The 13,818-nt window shown below is 56.6% G+C and carries 17 protein-coding genes; 3 read left to right on the top strand and 14 right to left on the bottom strand.

The annotated features are described in order from the left end of the window. Window positions 1–14 precede the first annotated feature (14 nt). From pheS to thrS, 5 genes are all read right to left on the bottom strand, one after another. Window positions 15–1,031: a phenylalanine--tRNA ligase subunit alpha gene (pheS, locus tag H8B20_RS04425; protein WP_003226365.1), complete on the bottom strand. Its 1,017-nt coding sequence runs from the start codon at window positions 1,029–1,031 to the stop codon at window positions 15–17. A 108-nt stretch (window positions 1,032–1,139) separates the two neighbouring features. Then, window positions 1,140–1,496 (bottom strand): 50S ribosomal protein L20, encoded by a 357-nt coding sequence (gene rplT, locus H8B20_RS04420; RefSeq protein WP_042558693.1) that lies wholly within the window; start codon window positions 1,494–1,496, stop codon window positions 1,140–1,142. A 28-nt stretch (window positions 1,497–1,524) separates the two neighbouring features. Beyond that, window positions 1,525–1,719 carry a 50S ribosomal protein L35 gene (gene rpmI, locus H8B20_RS04415; protein WP_002553160.1) on the bottom strand — a complete coding sequence of 65 codons (195 nt, stop codon included), beginning with the start codon at window positions 1,717–1,719 and terminating at the stop codon, window positions 1,525–1,527. A 59-nt stretch (window positions 1,720–1,778) separates the two neighbouring features. Beyond that, a complete protein-coding gene (gene infC, locus H8B20_RS04410; RefSeq protein ID WP_176469887.1) occupies window positions 1,779–2,330 on the bottom strand; it encodes a translation initiation factor IF-3 in 552 nt (183 codons plus the stop codon). Next, window positions 2,330–4,252, bottom strand: a complete 1,923-nt coding sequence (gene thrS / locus H8B20_RS04405; protein WP_210622446.1) for a threonine--tRNA ligase — start codon at window positions 4,250–4,252, stop codon at window positions 2,330–2,332. Before thrS ends, infC begins: the two co-directional genes overlap by 1 nt. A gap of 370 nt (window positions 4,253–4,622) precedes the next feature. Here thrS and H8B20_RS04400 point away from each other — a divergent pair, with 370 nt between their 5' ends. Both H8B20_RS04400 and H8B20_RS04395 read left to right on the top strand, forming a co-directional pair. Continuing rightward, window positions 4,623–4,925 (top strand): hypothetical protein, encoded by a 303-nt coding sequence (locus tag H8B20_RS04400; protein ID WP_042558691.1) that lies wholly within the window; start codon window positions 4,623–4,625, stop codon window positions 4,923–4,925. Window positions 4,926–5,212: 287 nt separating this feature from the next. Next, complete coding sequence (locus tag H8B20_RS04395) at window positions 5,213–5,425, top strand: cold-shock protein (RefSeq protein ID WP_007905882.1); 213 nt, start codon at window positions 5,213–5,215, stop codon at window positions 5,423–5,425. A 72-nt stretch (window positions 5,426–5,497) separates the two neighbouring features. Here H8B20_RS04395 and H8B20_RS04390 read toward each other — a convergent pair whose 3' ends face one another. Both H8B20_RS04390 and H8B20_RS04385 read right to left on the bottom strand, forming a co-directional pair. Then, on the bottom strand, window positions 5,498–5,815 hold the full coding sequence (locus tag H8B20_RS04390) for an I78 family peptidase inhibitor (RefSeq protein ID WP_210622445.1): 318 nt from the start codon (window positions 5,813–5,815) through the stop codon (window positions 5,498–5,500). Window positions 5,816–5,980: 165 nt separating this feature from the next. Continuing rightward, on the bottom strand, window positions 5,981–6,286 hold the full coding sequence (locus H8B20_RS04385) for a hypothetical protein (RefSeq protein ID WP_042562020.1): 306 nt from the start codon (window positions 6,284–6,286) through the stop codon (window positions 5,981–5,983). Window positions 6,287–6,418: 132 nt separating this feature from the next. Between H8B20_RS04385 and H8B20_RS04380 the strand changes: the two genes are divergently transcribed. Continuing rightward, complete coding sequence (locus H8B20_RS04380; protein ID WP_042558689.1) at window positions 6,419–6,625, top strand: hypothetical protein; 207 nt, start codon at window positions 6,419–6,421, stop codon at window positions 6,623–6,625. A 30-nt stretch (window positions 6,626–6,655) separates the two neighbouring features. Here the strand turns inward: H8B20_RS04380 and H8B20_RS04375 are convergent, their stop codons facing one another. From H8B20_RS04375 to H8B20_RS04345, 7 genes are read right to left on the bottom strand one after another with little or no spacing between them, the layout of a single operon-like run. Next, window positions 6,656–7,684 (bottom strand): nucleoside hydrolase, encoded by a 1,029-nt coding sequence (locus tag H8B20_RS04375; protein ID WP_150594720.1) that lies wholly within the window; start codon window positions 7,682–7,684, stop codon window positions 6,656–6,658. Between the two features lie 31 nt (window positions 7,685–7,715). Then, complete coding sequence (gene rbsD / locus H8B20_RS04370; protein WP_210622444.1) at window positions 7,716–8,120, bottom strand: D-ribose pyranase; 405 nt, start codon at window positions 8,118–8,120, stop codon at window positions 7,716–7,718. Further along, entirely contained in the window at window positions 8,117–9,034 is a 918-nt protein-coding gene (gene rbsK / locus H8B20_RS04365; protein ID WP_200614693.1) for a ribokinase, read from the bottom strand. The genes rbsD and rbsK overlap by 4 nt, the downstream gene beginning before the upstream one ends. A 24-nt stretch (window positions 9,035–9,058) precedes the next feature. After that, a complete protein-coding gene (locus H8B20_RS04360) occupies window positions 9,059–10,078 on the bottom strand; it encodes a LacI family DNA-binding transcriptional regulator (RefSeq protein ID WP_042558685.1) in 1,020 nt (339 codons plus the stop codon). Window positions 10,079–10,081: 3 nt separating this feature from the next. Beyond that, a complete protein-coding gene (locus H8B20_RS04355; protein WP_042558684.1) occupies window positions 10,082–11,059 on the bottom strand; it encodes an ABC transporter permease in 978 nt (325 codons plus the stop codon). Beyond that, a complete protein-coding gene (locus H8B20_RS04350) occupies window positions 11,056–12,609 on the bottom strand; it encodes a sugar ABC transporter ATP-binding protein (protein ID WP_210622443.1) in 1,554 nt (517 codons plus the stop codon). Before H8B20_RS04350 ends, H8B20_RS04355 begins: the two co-directional genes overlap by 4 nt. Window positions 12,610–12,664: 55 nt before the next feature. Further along, the gene (locus H8B20_RS04345) at window positions 12,665–13,621 is read right to left on the bottom strand and encodes a sugar ABC transporter substrate-binding protein (RefSeq protein ID WP_042558682.1); all 957 of its coding nucleotides are present in this window, start codon (window positions 13,619–13,621) and stop codon (window positions 12,665–12,667) included. Window positions 13,622–13,818: the final 197 nt, after the last annotated feature.

Genomic DNA, 13,818 nt, shown 5'->3' with positions numbered 1-13,818 from the left:
AGAATTCGTTACGACTAGCGAAATTGCGCGAGGAACCGCAAGTCGTTGTCGAAGAACAGACGCAAGTCGTTCACGCCGTAACGGAGCATGGCCAGACGCTCGACGCCCATGCCGAAGGCAAAGCCGGAGAACTCTTCCGGGTCGATGCCGGACATACGCAACACGTTCGGATGAACCATGCCGCAGCCCATCACTTCCAGCCAGCCAGTCTGCTTGCAGACACGGCAGCCTTTACCGCTGCACATCACGCATTCCATGTCGACTTCAGCGGATGGCTCGGTGAACGGGAAGTACGAAGGACGGAAACGTACGGCCAGCTCTTTCTCGAAAAACACCCTCAGGAATTCTTCGATGGTGCCTTTGAGATCGGCAAAATTGATGTCGCGATCGACCAGCAGGCCTTCGACCTGGTGGAACATCGGCGAGTGGGTGATATCGGAGTCGCTGCGGTACACACGGCCTGGGCAGACAATGCGGATCGGCGGCTGCTTCGATTCCATGGTGCGGACCTGTACCGGCGAGGTATGAGTGCGCAGCAACATGTTGGCGTTGAAATAGAAGGTGTCATGCATCGACCGGGCCGGGTGATGGCCTGGGATGTTGAGCGCTTCAAAGTTGTGGTAATCGTCTTCGACCTCAGGGCCTTCGGCAATGCCGTAGCCGATGCGAGTGAAGAACTGTTCAACACGTTCCAGAGTCCGGGTAACGGGATGCAGACCACCAGAGGTCTGGCCTCGGCCCGGCAGCGTCACGTCAATGGACTCGGCAGACAGCTTGGCAGCCAGTTCGGCTTCTTCAAACAGGGCCATGCGCGCATTGAGAACGCCTGTAACACGTTCCTTGGCAACGTTGATCAGGGCGCCGACTTGCGGACGCTCTTCTGCCGGCAAATTCCCCAGGGTCTTCATCACCTGAGTCAATTCACCCTTTTTGCCAAGGTATTGAACCCGGATTTGCTCCAGGGCATTGATATCTTCAGCGCTTTGCACAGCCTCTAGTGCTTGAGAGACCAGCGCATCCAGGTTTTCCATGTACAGACTCCAGATACAAAATAGGGGAAGAGCTTGAAGGCTCTTCCCCTATTTAAGACGTTTACCACCTGCCCCACGAAAGTGAGGCCGGGTGATTGTCGGGGGTACTTAAGCCAAGGTGGCTTTAGCTTTCTCGACAATCGCAGCAAACACCGCTTTTTCGTTCACTGCCAGATCAGCCAGAACCTTACGGTCGATCTCGATGGACGCTTTTTTCAGGCCAGCGATGAAACGGCTGTAGGACAGACCGTTAACACGAGCACCAGCATTGATACGAGCGATCCACAGAGCGCGGAACTGACGTTTTTTCTGACGACGGTCACGGTAGGCGTATTGGCCAGCCTTGATAACCGCTTGCTTGGCAACACGGAATACGCGCGAACGTGCACCGTAGTAGCCTTTAGCAAGTTTCAGAATTTTCTTGTGGCGCTTACGCGCCATGACGCCACGCTTTACACGAGCCATGAGTTACTTCCTCTATTCTTGACTAAAATTAACGAAGGCGCAGCATGCGCTCGACTTTTGCGACGTCCGACGGATGCAGCAAGCTGCTACCGCGCAGTTGACGCTTACGCTTGGTCGACATTTTAGTCAGGATGTGGCTCTTGAAAGCGTGCTTGTGCTTGATACCGTTAGCAGTTTTCAGAAACCGCTTAGCAGCACCACTTTTAGTTTTCATCTTTGGCATGTTCGGTACTCCGCATTCAGTTGATAAACATAATCAGAAGGCCTGCCGTGCCCTATTGATTACTTCTTCTTTTTCGGGGCGATGACCATGATCAGTTGGCGTCCTTCCATCTTAGGATGCTGTTCGACCGAACCGTACTCGAGCAAGTCACCTTCAACTCGCTTGAGGAGTTCCATCCCCAGCTCCTGGTGGGCCATCTCACGGCCGCGGAATCGCAAGGATACCTTGGCCCTGTCCCCATCACTCAGGAAACGTACCAGGTTGCGCAGTTTTACCTGGTAATCCCCTTCCTCCGTCCCTGGACGAAACTTGATTTCTTTAACCTGAATCTGCTTCTGGTTTTTCTTGGCTGCGGCAACCTGCTTCTTCTTCTCGAAGATCGATTTGCCGTAGTCCATCAGTTTGCAAACAGGGGGTACTGCATCGGCGGAAATTTCCACCAAATCCAGTTTGGCCTCTTCAGCCTTAAGAAGCGCGTCTTCAATTGACACAATCCCAAGCTGTTCACCTTCAGCCCCAATTAACCGAACCTCGCGTGCCGAGATATTCTCGTTGATCGGGGCTTTCGGTGCAGCTCGTTTATCTTGTCTCATTTCACGCTTAATAGTAATTACTCCGAATCTGGGCGACCACGCCGGGAAACCGCTTGCGCGAGAAACTCAGCGAACTGGGCGACGGGCATCGAGCCCAGGTCAGCACCTTCACGAGTACGCACAGCGACAGTCTGCATCTCGACTTCCCGATCCCCAATAACCAAGAGATAGGGAACCTTGAGCAAAGTATGCTCACGGATTTTAAAGCCGATCTTTTCATTTCTCAAGTCAGACTTGGCACGAAAACCGCTTTCGTTGAGAGTTTTTTCAACCTCGGCGGCAAAATCGGCCTGTTTGTCAGTGATGTTCATGATCACTGCCTGGGTCGGAGCCAGCCACGCAGGGAATGCACCCTCGTAGTGCTCGATCAGGATTCCGACGAATCGTTCGAAGGATCCAAGGATCGCCCGGTGCAACATTACCGGGTGCTTGCGACTGTTGTCTTCGGAGACGTATTCGGCTCCCAGACGGATAGGCAGGTTAAAATCGAGCTGCAGGGTACCACACTGCCAGACACGGCCAAGGCAATCTTTGAGCGAGAACTCGATCTTTGGACCGTAGAACGCGCCCTCACCCGGCTGCAGATCGTACGCAAGACCCGCACTGTCAAGGGCTGCGGCCAATGCGACTTCTGCGCGATCCCACAATTCGTCGGAGCCAACGCGTTTTTCCGGACGAGTGGACAGCTTCATTTCGACATCGGTGAAGCCGAAGTCGCGATAAACGTCCATGGTCAGCTTGATAAACGCAGCAGACTCGGCCTGCATCTGCTCTTCGGTGCAGAAGATGTGGGCATCGTCCTGAGTAAACGCACGCACACGCATGATGCCGTGCAGCGCACCCGATGGCTCGTTACGGTGGCAAGCACCGAATTCGGCCAGACGCATCGGCAGTTCGCGGTAGCTTTTCAGGCCTTGATTGAACACCTGCACGTGGCACGGGCAGTTCATCGGCTTGATGGCGTAGTCACGGTTTTCCGACTGAGTGGTGAACATGTTGTCGGCGTAGTTGGCCCAATGCCCGGATTTCTCCCACAGGCTGCGGTCAACGACTTGTGGCGTCTTGATCTCAAGGTAGCCGTTGTCACGCTGCACCTTGCGCATGTACTGCTCAAGCACCTGGTACAGAGTCCAGCCGTTCGGGTGCCAGAACACCATACCCGGGGACTCTTCCTGAGTGTGGAAAAGGCCCAGGCGCTTGCCGATCTTGCGGTGATCGCGCTTTTCGGCTTCTTCGATACGCTGGATGTAGGCTGCCAACTGTTTCTTGTCAGCCCATGCAGTGCCGTAAACGCGCTGCAATTGCTCGTTTTTGGCATCGCCGCGCCAGTAAGCGCCGGACAGCTTGGTCAGCTTGAAAGACTTCAGAAAACGTGTGTTCGGCACGTGAGGGCCGCGACACATGTCGACGTACTCTTCGTGATAGTACAAACCCATGACTTGCTCGTTCGGCATGTCTTCGACCAGGCGCAGCTTGTAGTCTTCGCCCCGAGCCTTGAACACTTCGATCACTTCAGCGCGCGGAGTGACTTTCTTGATGACGTCGTAATCTTTTTCGATCAACTGCTGCATGCGCTGCTCGATGGCAGCCATGTCGTCCGGAGTAAAAGGACGTTCGAAGGCGATGTCGTAATAGAAGCCTTCGTCAATAACCGGGCCAATGACCATTTTAGCCGTCGGATACAGCTGCTTGACCGCATGGCCTACCAAGTGGGCGCAAGAGTGGCGAATGATCTCCAGCCCCTCTTCATCCTTTGGCGTGATGATTTGCAGCGTCGAATCGCTGTCGATGATGTCACTGGCGTCGACCAGTTGGCCATTGACCTTGCCGGCCACAGTGGCCTTGGCAAGACCAGCACCAATGGATGCGGCGACCTCGGCTACGGAAACCGGGTGATCGAATGAACGTTGACTGCCGTCGGGAAGAGTAATAGTTGGCATGGCGCCTCCTCTCCTAGTGGTGACCCCTACCAAAGGTCACGTGGGTTGGGATGAGCCAGTACAAGATCCGATCCAGGCCATTCAATGACGAACGCCTGCCTTACAGCGGCAGGAGCCTTGCGGCCAACCGGAAACCGAACCAGAGTGACTGGGATTCAAATCGGGATTTTCGTACGCTGCCGCTGCCGGGACTAGAGGTCATCCGGAGCCTGCAAACGCCCGAGTCGGGCATGCTAGCACAGATGAACGGTCGCCGATGTACTCTCGCCTTGCCGAGAGGCAAATCGTCCGTTTTATGCCAGAGTGCTGAACTTGATTGGCCATTCAGCCATCAGATAACAAGACATTGACCCACAAGGAGCATCCTCACATGCGTCTGAATACCCTGTTCGCGGTAGTCGCCCCTATTGTTCTGCTGCTGCCGCTGAGCGCTCACGCAGACTGGCCAAAGGGCGAGCGTGATAAATACATGGCGCAATGCTCCCAGGCCGCAACGCCTCAAATCGGCGCTGCAGCGGCGAAGGCTCACTGCGCGTGCGGCGCTGATGCCATCAAGTCTTATCCCGCTAGCGACATTCAGGCTTTGATGGACAACAAGGCAACGCCTGAATTGCAACAGAAAGCACTGGGCCAGATTGCCAAATGTAAGGCCAACACCCCGGCGAAAAAGTGACAAAAAATTCATTTTGAGCAGTCTGAAACCTGAGAAATTGCTCTGCTTTTGAGCTTTTCTGACCGATTTATGCAGGTTTTACAGGTTTTTTTATAGTCTTTACTTTCGACCAAAAGCCTTTAAATCCGGGGCTTTGAGCCGAAACAGGCAGTAAAGAAAACTCGACGGGTAGGCAAACAGCACGTCCGGGGGGTTACAAAGCGAACATTTCGACTATGATATCCCGGTGTGCCCAGTTGGCCTGAGCAGCACAGTACTGAAAAATATATGTTTCTTGGAGATACACCATGTCTAATCGCCAAACCGGCACCGTTAAGTGGTTCAACGATGAAAAAGGCTTCGGCTTCATCACTCCTCAAGGTGGCGGTGACGACCTGTTCGTACACTTCAAAGCTATCGAAAGCGACGGTTTCAAAAGCCTGAAAGAAGGCCAGACCGTTTCCTTCGTGGCTGAGAAAGGCCAAAAGGGTATGCAAGCTGCACAGGTTCGCGCAGAGTAATTTCTACGCGCACTAAAAAAACCCCGTCCATGTGACGGGGTTTTTTATGCCTGAAACAAAAGCTGCCGGCTATCAGCCGCAGTTGACGCGATTAACCACGAGACTGCTGTCGGTATTCAGGTTCAAGCGATCAGAGCGGTATTCCAGAGTGATCATGTCGTCTGGCTTGAGGAAGCGGGCGTTTTGCGCACCGGCCTTGGCACGGGCCTGCTCCAACAGGGCGGGCGAAGCTTTCTTGCCAATGGCGAATTCCGCTGCCGTTGCTTCACAGCGGCTATGACCGGCTTCGGTCGCCACAGGATCCTTTGCCGACTCGCTGGAGGTTGTGCTGCAACCGGCCAACATGGCAACGGCCATTAGTGCACCCAGTGATGCGAACTTCAAAGGCATGAAGCCTCCTTGTTTTCAAATAGTTAGCTGAGATCGTGCGACCGCCGATCCGGCGTTTGGTTTCATGACAAATGCCATCACCCGGCCACACAATCGGAAAAACGCCGAGTGTGCCTGAGCGGCGCGGGCCACTCATCAATCAATCGTGACTGAATATTAACGAGCTCAGTAAACGTCGATGTAGTCATATGGCGGATTCGGCCAGTTGTCCTTGAGCGCGTTGAAAATCTGCATTACCCACACTTCGTCACTGGCCGCGACATTGCCAACGTAACCCGACCCCTTGGCCCAGGTTTCCAGGCGAAACAACAAGCCATCGATGTCCTGCCCGCCCGTCACACCAGAAGAGATGTAAGCCATACCGCCCTTGGTCACTCGCAACTGCGTGTGTTCATCATCGCTGGCCGATGCCAGCAATCGACGCACAGCATCAAGCGTAAGGCCGTCAGGGGTATTCAAATCGATCTGCACAGCACTGTCCTTGGATTCGCCGGAAAAGACCAAGTGTCGCATAGCACTCCGCTCATGCCTAAGTCGCAGTGCCAAATGCCCGACAAAATGGTTAACTCGGCGCACAGACTTCCCGACTTTTCGAGCCTCATCATGACCAGTGTAAGCATCGACGCCGACATCAAAGCCAAATGGGCAGACGGACACAGCTCCTACAGCCCGGGGTCCACTGAAGAGTTGGCGCTTATTGGTATCGATCTATTGGTCAAAGAGCTGGGCACTGAAGCGGCCCAGCAATTCATCAAGCAGATTTTCGAACGGTACCCGATCGAACAGACCGAGCACGCGCTGGGGGGATAAACCCGCAGGCTGGCACCTGCGGGCGGGGTATTACTTCAGGCGTTTCAGGCGTTCGGTCAGCAGATCGAAGAAACCTTGAGCGTCGCCATTTTCCACCCAGAATGCATTCTTCGGAGCCTTGAGACCGTCATACCAATCGACGACGGTCTGACCGAAAGTCGGCCCCTCACGACTATCAACCACGACGTTTACCGAGCGACCAGTGAACAGTTCTGGCTTGAGCAGATAAGCCACGACAGTAGCGTCATGCACCGGGCCACCCGGAATGCCGTAATGCTCCATATCCCCTTTGATGTACTCGTTGAGGATGTCGCCGACAATTTTGCTCGCGTTGTTGTTGAGCGCAGCAATCTGCTTCAAGCGCGCATCGCTGGTAAGAATCTTGTGGGTGACGTCCAGTGGCAGATAGGTCAGCTTCACGCCGCTCTTGAGTACCACTTCAGCAGCTTGCGGATCGGCAAACAGGTTGAATTCTGCCACCGGGGTGATGTTGCCGCCGTTGAAGTGCGCGCCACCCATGATCACCACTTCCTTGATGCCCTGCACAATCTCGGGCTCCTGAATCAACGCCAGCGCAAGATTGGTCTGCGGGCCAAGCATGGCGATGGTGATGCTGTGTGGCTTGGCTTGTTTGAGGGTATCGATCAGGTAATTGACCGCACTGCCTTCAGCCAGACCTTTTTTCGGTTCGTGCACAGTGACACCCGACAGGCCTTCCTTGCCATGGATGTTCTCGGCGTAGATCGGCGTGCGCATCAGCGGCTTCGGCGCGCCAGCGTAGACGGGTACATCCTCGCGCCCCGCCCATTCGCGAGCCAGGCGTGCGTTACGCGAAGTCTTGTCGAGGCGCACGTTGCCGGCCACGGTGGTCAGCGCACGGATATTCAGCTCGTCTGGCGAGGCCAGCGCGAACAGCAAGGCGACCACGTCGTCGGCACCCGGATCGGTGTCGATAATCAGGTCGATTTTTTCCGCCGCGTGAGCGCCGGTTGCAGATATCAGGGACAAAAGCAGCAGACTCCGGAGCAGTTGGTGCAGTTTTTGAGCATAGCGTTGCATGGCGCATTCCTTGTGCATGTGAAATCGAAAGTTAGAACGTTACACCAGCCACCAGAACGATGTTGCAGTACGGCTGACATTCGCCTGTACGAACAACCGCCCGTGCCTGTCGGCTAAGAACCTTGAATTGCTCATGACTGAGCAGATCGCGACGACCCAGTGCACCTTCTTCATTCAACTCGTCGAGCGCAGTCAACGCAGTCGGTTGCTTGTCGAAGATTTCCTTGGCCAACGCATGGCTTTCTACCTGCATCTCGCTTAACACGACTTTCAGGGTGCTGACAAAGTCCGGAACACCATGGGTCAGCGCCAGGTCGATCAGCTCGACACCCGGCGGCACCGGCAAGCCGGCATCACCAATCACCACCATGTCGCCATGGCCCAGAGATGCGATCAGTCGCGACAGCGCGACATTCAGCAAAGGAGTCTTTTTCATGCGGGTTTAAAGGCCTGTACGTCGGACATGGTTGGAATGGAAGGCTGCGCGCCAGCGCGAGTAACCGAAAGAGCGGCGGCAATCTGCCCATAGCGGATCGCTTCGGCCTCGGACTTGCCAGCGGCCAGGGCAGCGGCAAAACCACCGACGAAAGTGTCCCCCGCTGCCGTGGTATCGACCGCCTTCACTTTCGGCGCCGGGAAATGCTCGAAACCTTTGCCGTTGGCGAACAACGAGCCCTCAGCACCAAGGGTGATAATGACCTTTCCTGCGCCCATCGCGATCAGGTGACTTGCCGCGCTTTCTGCAGTTTCCAGCGAATCAACCGGCAGCCCGCTCAAGGCAGCGGCTTCACTTTCGTTGGGAATCAGGTAGTCGATGGCTGCGAACCAGTCTGCCGGCAATGGACGGCTGGCAGGAGCAGGATTGAGGATAACGGTCTTGCCCAGCGCACGCGCACGCTTGAGCGCATGGCCCACGGTTGCATCCGGAATCTCAAGCTGGCAGATGATAACGTCGGCGGCCTGCAACACGGCATCGAAGCGGTCGATCACCGCCGGCGTCATGGCGCCGTTGGCACCGGCGACAATCACGATCGCGTTCTGACTGTTGTCATCGACCACGATCAGCGCCACGCCACTGGAGTCCTCGACAACGCTGACCGCCTGACAGTCAATCTGCTCGGCCAGCAACGCTTCGCGCAACTGCACGCCATAGTCATCGCTGCCTACACAGCCAACCATCGCCACTTGCGCACCAAGGCGCGCGGCAGCCACCGCCTGGTTGGCGCCCTTGCCACCAGAGACGGTGGCAAAGGAATGTCCGATCAGCGTTTCACCGCCACGGGGCAGCCGTGGCGCACGGGTGACCAGATCCATGTTCAGGCTGCCTATTACCACTACATTTGCTGGCATACATCACTACTCGTCAATTCGGTTTCAGCGGTACTCGGTGAACACGCCGGACAGCGGCGCAGTCGATTCGCGCAAGACAATACTCGGGGTCACGATCCGTTGATCAGTGACCAGGCCTGGGGTAGCAATCCTTCGCAGCAGTACTTCAGCCGCCATCTCGCCCAACTGCAGGATCGACTGGCCGACGGTGGTCAGGGCCGGGTACACGTAACGGCTCATCTGGATATCGTCAAAGCCGATCACCGACAGCTCGCTCGGCACTCGCACCTTGCGTTCAGCCGCCGCTCGCAGCACCCCGATGCCAATCATGTCGTTCCCGGCAAAAATCGCGCTCGGCGGGTCGCTCGCAAGCAGCGTCGTCGCTGCGTTATAACCGCCGGTGCTGGTGAAATCGCTCTCAAGCATGCGCGCTGGCGACACTTCAATGCCCGCCTCTTTCAGCGCACGGCAAAAACCGGCCTGACGCATTTGCGCCACGCTGGTGCTCGCAGGGCCGCCAATGGTTGCGATATCGCGGTGGCCAAGCTCCAACAGATGACGGGTGGCGAGGTAAGCGCCGTACTCATGGTCGATGCGCACCAGATCGGCATCCACGCCATCCAGTCCACGGTCGACAATCACCATTGGCGTCTTTACCCCGGCCAGCCCCTGCGCCAGACCACTGTCACCGCCGGCCGACGCGACGATCAAGCCGTCGACACGCTTTTCCAACAGGACACGCAAGTAGCTGCGCTGCTTTTGCGGGTTGTCATCTGAGTTGCAGAGGATCACGCAGTAGCCATTACGCTCGCAGTAATCCTCGATGCCCCGCGCCAACTCGGCGAAGTACGGGTTGAGACTGTTGGGCACCAGCAAGCCAATGGTTGCAGTGGTTTTGGCCTTCAGCGAGCGCGCCACCGCACTCGGCACGTAATCGAGACTCTTGATGGCCGCCTCGACTTTCAACCGGACCTCCTTACTGACCGGTCGTGTGTTGTTCACCACGTGAGACACGGTCGTGTAGGAAATCCCCGCGAGCGCCGCCACATCCTTGATTGTCGCCATGTTTCAAGCCCGCCGACTGGCGCGTTGGCTGCGATAGGTATCGAGCACGACCGCGATCACAATCACCGCACCGGTGATGATGCGCTTGGTCGGCTCGCTGGCACCGATCTGCGCCAGACCGGCCGCCAGTACGGAAATGATCAGGACGCCAAAGAAAGTGCTGATGACCGAACCGCGCCCACCCATCAGGCTGGTGCCGCCGATCACCACCGCGGCAATCACTTGCAGCTCCAGACCGGAGCCAGCATTAGGGTCCGCTGCTTCCAGTCGAGAAATCTGAAACAGCGCGGCGACACCGGCCAGCAGGCCCATCAGGCTGAACACCAGAATTTTGTAAGGTTTTGGATTGATCCCCGCCAGCCGCACCGCTTCCTCGTTGGTACCGATACCGATCAGGTAACGACCGAACACCGTGCGCGTCAAAACCGCCTGCGCAATAAAAATCACCAGCAAGGCAATGATAAACGACGGAGAAATACCGAAAGCGATCGGGTTCGACAACCAGGCGAACGAATCCCCAATATAAGCCGTGCGCGAACCGGTCATCTGGTAAGCCAGACCACGGGCCATTTCCAGTACACCGAGAGAAACGATGAACGAAGGAATGCGCCAGGCCACGGTAATCGAACCCGTGACGGTGCCCGCCAATGCCGCGACCGCCATACCGAGCAACGCCGCCGGCAACACGCTCCAACCCCAACCGAGCATGGCCACGCTGACCGTTGATGCCGCGAGCGCCAGCACCGAGCCCACCGACAGATCGATACCGCCAATGATCAACACGAAGGTCATGCCGACGGCCAGCACCATCAGGTCGGGAATCTGGTTGGCCAGCGTACTGAAAGTGTTATAGGACAGAAAGTGGCTGCTCAAGACCGAGAACAGCGCAATCATCGCCAGCAGTGCACCGGCCAGCCCCAGATAGGTGCCCAGTCCGTAAAAGTTGCCACTACGCTTGCTGGCAGGAGATGCAGTTTTCATGGGAGATCCCTAGGCGCCGCTTCGTTGAGCAACGCATCACGTTTTTGGTAGCCGGCGAACGCGGCAGCAAGCAAATCATCCTGGGTCCAGCTGTCGCGCTCAAAGGTGTCGATCAGACGCCCCGCCGACAACACACCGATCCGGTCGCAGATCAGCATTAATTCACGCAGGTCACTGGATACCACCACCAGCGCTTTGCCCTGGCGCGTCAGCTCACCGAGCAAGGCATAGATGTCGAACTTGGCACCGACGTCGATGCCACGAGTCGGTTCATCGAACAGCAGTACCGAACAATCACGCTCCAACCAGCGACCGATCACGACCTTTTGCTGGTTACCACCGGACAGTTCCGAAACCAACTGTGTCGGGCTCGAGCTGCGGATGCGCATCGCGTCGATCTGTCGTTGCGCCAGTGAGATTTCGTCGCCGTTGTTGACGAAACCACCACTGGAAATTTCCGGCATGTTGCCCAAGGCAATGTTGGCGCTGATCGATTGGCTCAGCAGCAAACCTTCGCCTTTGCGATCTTCGGTGATCAACGCAATGCCATTGCGCACGGCATCGACCGGCGAACGTACGCTCACCACTCGCGCTGGCGAGCCCAGTGCAATCGTGCCGCTGTCAGCGACGTCGGCACCAAAAATCAGCCGCAACAGTTCGGTGCGCCCTGCTCCGATCAGACCGGAAATCCCGTAGATCTCCCCGGCACGCACTTCGAACGAGACGTCGCGCACCTTGTCGGAACGAGTCAGACCTGTGACCGTCAACGCCGGGGCGCCGATGTTGCGCGGCCCCATGTCGATGTGCTCGCCCAGTTCGCGCCCGACCATCAGCGTGACCAGTTGCTCGCTGTTGTAATTGGCCATCGGCTCGACGCACACCAGGTTGCCATCACGTAGCACAGCAATGCGTTGCGCCACGCGGGCCAACTCTTCGAGGCGGTGGGATATGTAGATGATCGAGACGCCGCGCGCCTGTAGGCGAGTGATCTGCTCGAAAAGCATTTCGACTTCACGCGCCGTGAGCATCGCGGTCGGCTCGTCGAGAATCAGCACATGGCAATCGCCGATCAGGTTGCGGGCGATTTCGACCATCTGCTGATGCCCGATGCCCAATTCGCCGACCAGGGTGTCCGGATCGATCGCATCAAGCCCAACCTGCGCCATGGCTTCGATGGCTGCCTTACGCAATTGCTTGCGGCTGATCCAGCCGCCGTTGCTCGGCAGGTTGTCGAGAAACAGGTTCTCCGCCACCGACAATGTCGGCAAAAGATTGAGTTCTTGCATGACCATGCGCACGCCAAAATCTTCAGCCTGGGTACGGCTGCCCGGGCGATAGTCCTTGCCCTGGAACTGCATCTGGCCAGTGGTCGGGGTAACCAGACCACCAATGATCTTCGACAGGGTGCTTTTACCGGCGCCATTCTCGCCGGTCAGCGCCAGTACTTCACCGCGCATCAGCGTCAAATCGATGCCCGTGAGCACCGGTTGCGCATAGGTCTTACCGATACCGCTGACCGAGAGGACAGCGTTCGGAGCGGAAACTGACATAAAAATCTCCATGCGCTCACCCGGTCGGGCGAGCGCCGTTGTATCGCCAGAGGACTTACTTGGTGACCAGTTCGACCGGCGTTTCAATCACGCCATTGGTACCGCTGTCGACCTTCTCGCCTTTGATGATTTTCAGCGCGGTCTCGATACCGAACACCGCTTGTTTGGCGGCATACTGATCCGCAGTCGCCAGTACACGACCGTCCTTCAACATTGGCTTGATGGCATTGATGTTGTCGTAGCCGACAACCTGCACTTTGCCTGCCTTGCCCGCAGCACGCACGGCGGAAACGGCACCAACGGCCATGCTGTCATTACCAGCCAGCAACGCTTTGACATCCGGGTACTCACTGAGAATCGACGCGGCAACCTTGTTGCCTTTATCGATCTCCCAGTCACCGGACTGCAGGGAAACCACCTTGATCTGCGCCGCCTCCATCGCATCCTTGAAGCCAGCGGTACGCTGCTGAGCATTGGTCGTCGTGGACACGCCTTCAATGATGCCCACTTCGTCTCCGGCCTTCAGTTGTTTGGCCAGATATTCGCCTACCAGACGTGCACCTTTGCGGTTGTCCGGGCCTACGAATGGCACGCTGATGTTTTTGCTTTTGACAATTTGCGGATCGAGCTGGTTATCGATGTTGATCACGGTAATACCGGCATCGACGGCTTTCTTGATCACCGGCACCATGGCCTTGGAGTCAGAAGGCGCGATGACCAGGGCATTGACCTTGGCCAGAATCATTTGCTCGACGATGCGCGTCTGGCCTGCGGTGTCGGTCTCGTCCTTGATGCCATTGGAGATCAGGTCGAAATCGGCGGAGTGTTCTTTTTGGTAGGCTTTGGCGCCATCTTCCATGGTCAGGAAGAATTCGTTGGCCAGGGATTTCATGACCAGTGCGACTTTGGGTTTTTCCGGGGATTCGGCGAACGCCGAAGAGACGGGTAATGCAGCGGCTGTGGCAGCCAGCATAGCGACAGCAAGAAGACGTCCAGCAAATGGCAGCTTCATGGGTTCACTCCGATCTTATGATTATTTTGAGCAACGTTTGCGCTGGCGTAAGCTACAGCGCTTCCACCGATGGAGCTGTACCTAGGGGAAGCCGCGCAAACGTTTGCGTAGATCGAACTATGCGAACCTGGCCGAGATTTGTCAACAATCGGAAATCACCATTTATCGTAGGACTAATCATTCGACTCGCCCCTTTG

It is taken from the genome of Pseudomonas sp. P42, from assembly GCF_017973755.1.
GTDB lineage: Bacteria > Pseudomonadota > Gammaproteobacteria > Pseudomonadales > Pseudomonadaceae > Aquipseudomonas > Aquipseudomonas iridis.
Note: the sequence above shows the minus strand (reverse complement) of the source record. Positions and strands in the feature narration are given on the sequence as shown.

Coding starts and splice junctions, on each gene's coding strand:
- rpmI (WP_002553160.1), bottom strand. CDS start 1,719: ATGCCAAAGATGAAAACTAAAAGTGGTGCTGCTAAGCGGTTTCTGAAA.
- H8B20_RS04400 (WP_042558691.1), top strand. CDS start 4,623: ATGCGTCTGAATACCCTGTTCGCGGTAGTCGCCCCTATTGTTCTGCTG.
- rbsD (WP_210622444.1), bottom strand. CDS start 8,120: ATGAAAAAGACTCCTTTGCTGAATGTCGCGCTGTCGCGACTGATCGCA.
- rplT (WP_042558693.1), bottom strand. CDS start 1,496: ATGGCTCGTGTAAAGCGTGGCGTCATGGCGCGTAAGCGCCACAAGAAA.
- H8B20_RS04345 (WP_042558682.1), bottom strand. CDS start 13,621: ATGAAGCTGCCATTTGCTGGACGTCTTCTTGCTGTCGCTATGCTGGCT.
- H8B20_RS04360 (WP_042558685.1), bottom strand. CDS start 10,078: ATGGCGACAATCAAGGATGTGGCGGCGCTCGCGGGGATTTCCTACACG.
- H8B20_RS04375 (WP_150594720.1), bottom strand. CDS start 7,684: ATGCAACGCTATGCTCAAAAACTGCACCAACTGCTCCGGAGTCTGCTG.
- thrS (WP_210622446.1), bottom strand. CDS start 4,252: ATGCCAACTATTACTCTTCCCGACGGCAGTCAACGTTCATTCGATCAC.
- H8B20_RS04390 (WP_210622445.1), bottom strand. CDS start 5,815: ATGCCTTTGAAGTTCGCATCACTGGGTGCACTAATGGCCGTTGCCATG.
- H8B20_RS04355 (WP_042558684.1), bottom strand. CDS start 11,059: ATGAAAACTGCATCTCCTGCCAGCAAGCGTAGTGGCAACTTTTACGGA.
- H8B20_RS04350 (WP_210622443.1), bottom strand. CDS start 12,609: ATGTCAGTTTCCGCTCCGAACGCTGTCCTCTCGGTCAGCGGTATCGGT.
- H8B20_RS04395 (WP_007905882.1), top strand. CDS start 5,213: ATGTCTAATCGCCAAACCGGCACCGTTAAGTGGTTCAACGATGAAAAA.
- rbsK (WP_200614693.1), bottom strand. CDS start 9,034: ATGCCAGCAAATGTAGTGGTAATAGGCAGCCTGAACATGGATCTGGTC.
- H8B20_RS04380 (WP_042558689.1), top strand. CDS start 6,419: ATGACCAGTGTAAGCATCGACGCCGACATCAAAGCCAAATGGGCAGAC.
- pheS (WP_003226365.1), bottom strand. CDS start 1,031: ATGGAAAACCTGGATGCGCTGGTCTCTCAAGCACTAGAGGCTGTGCAA.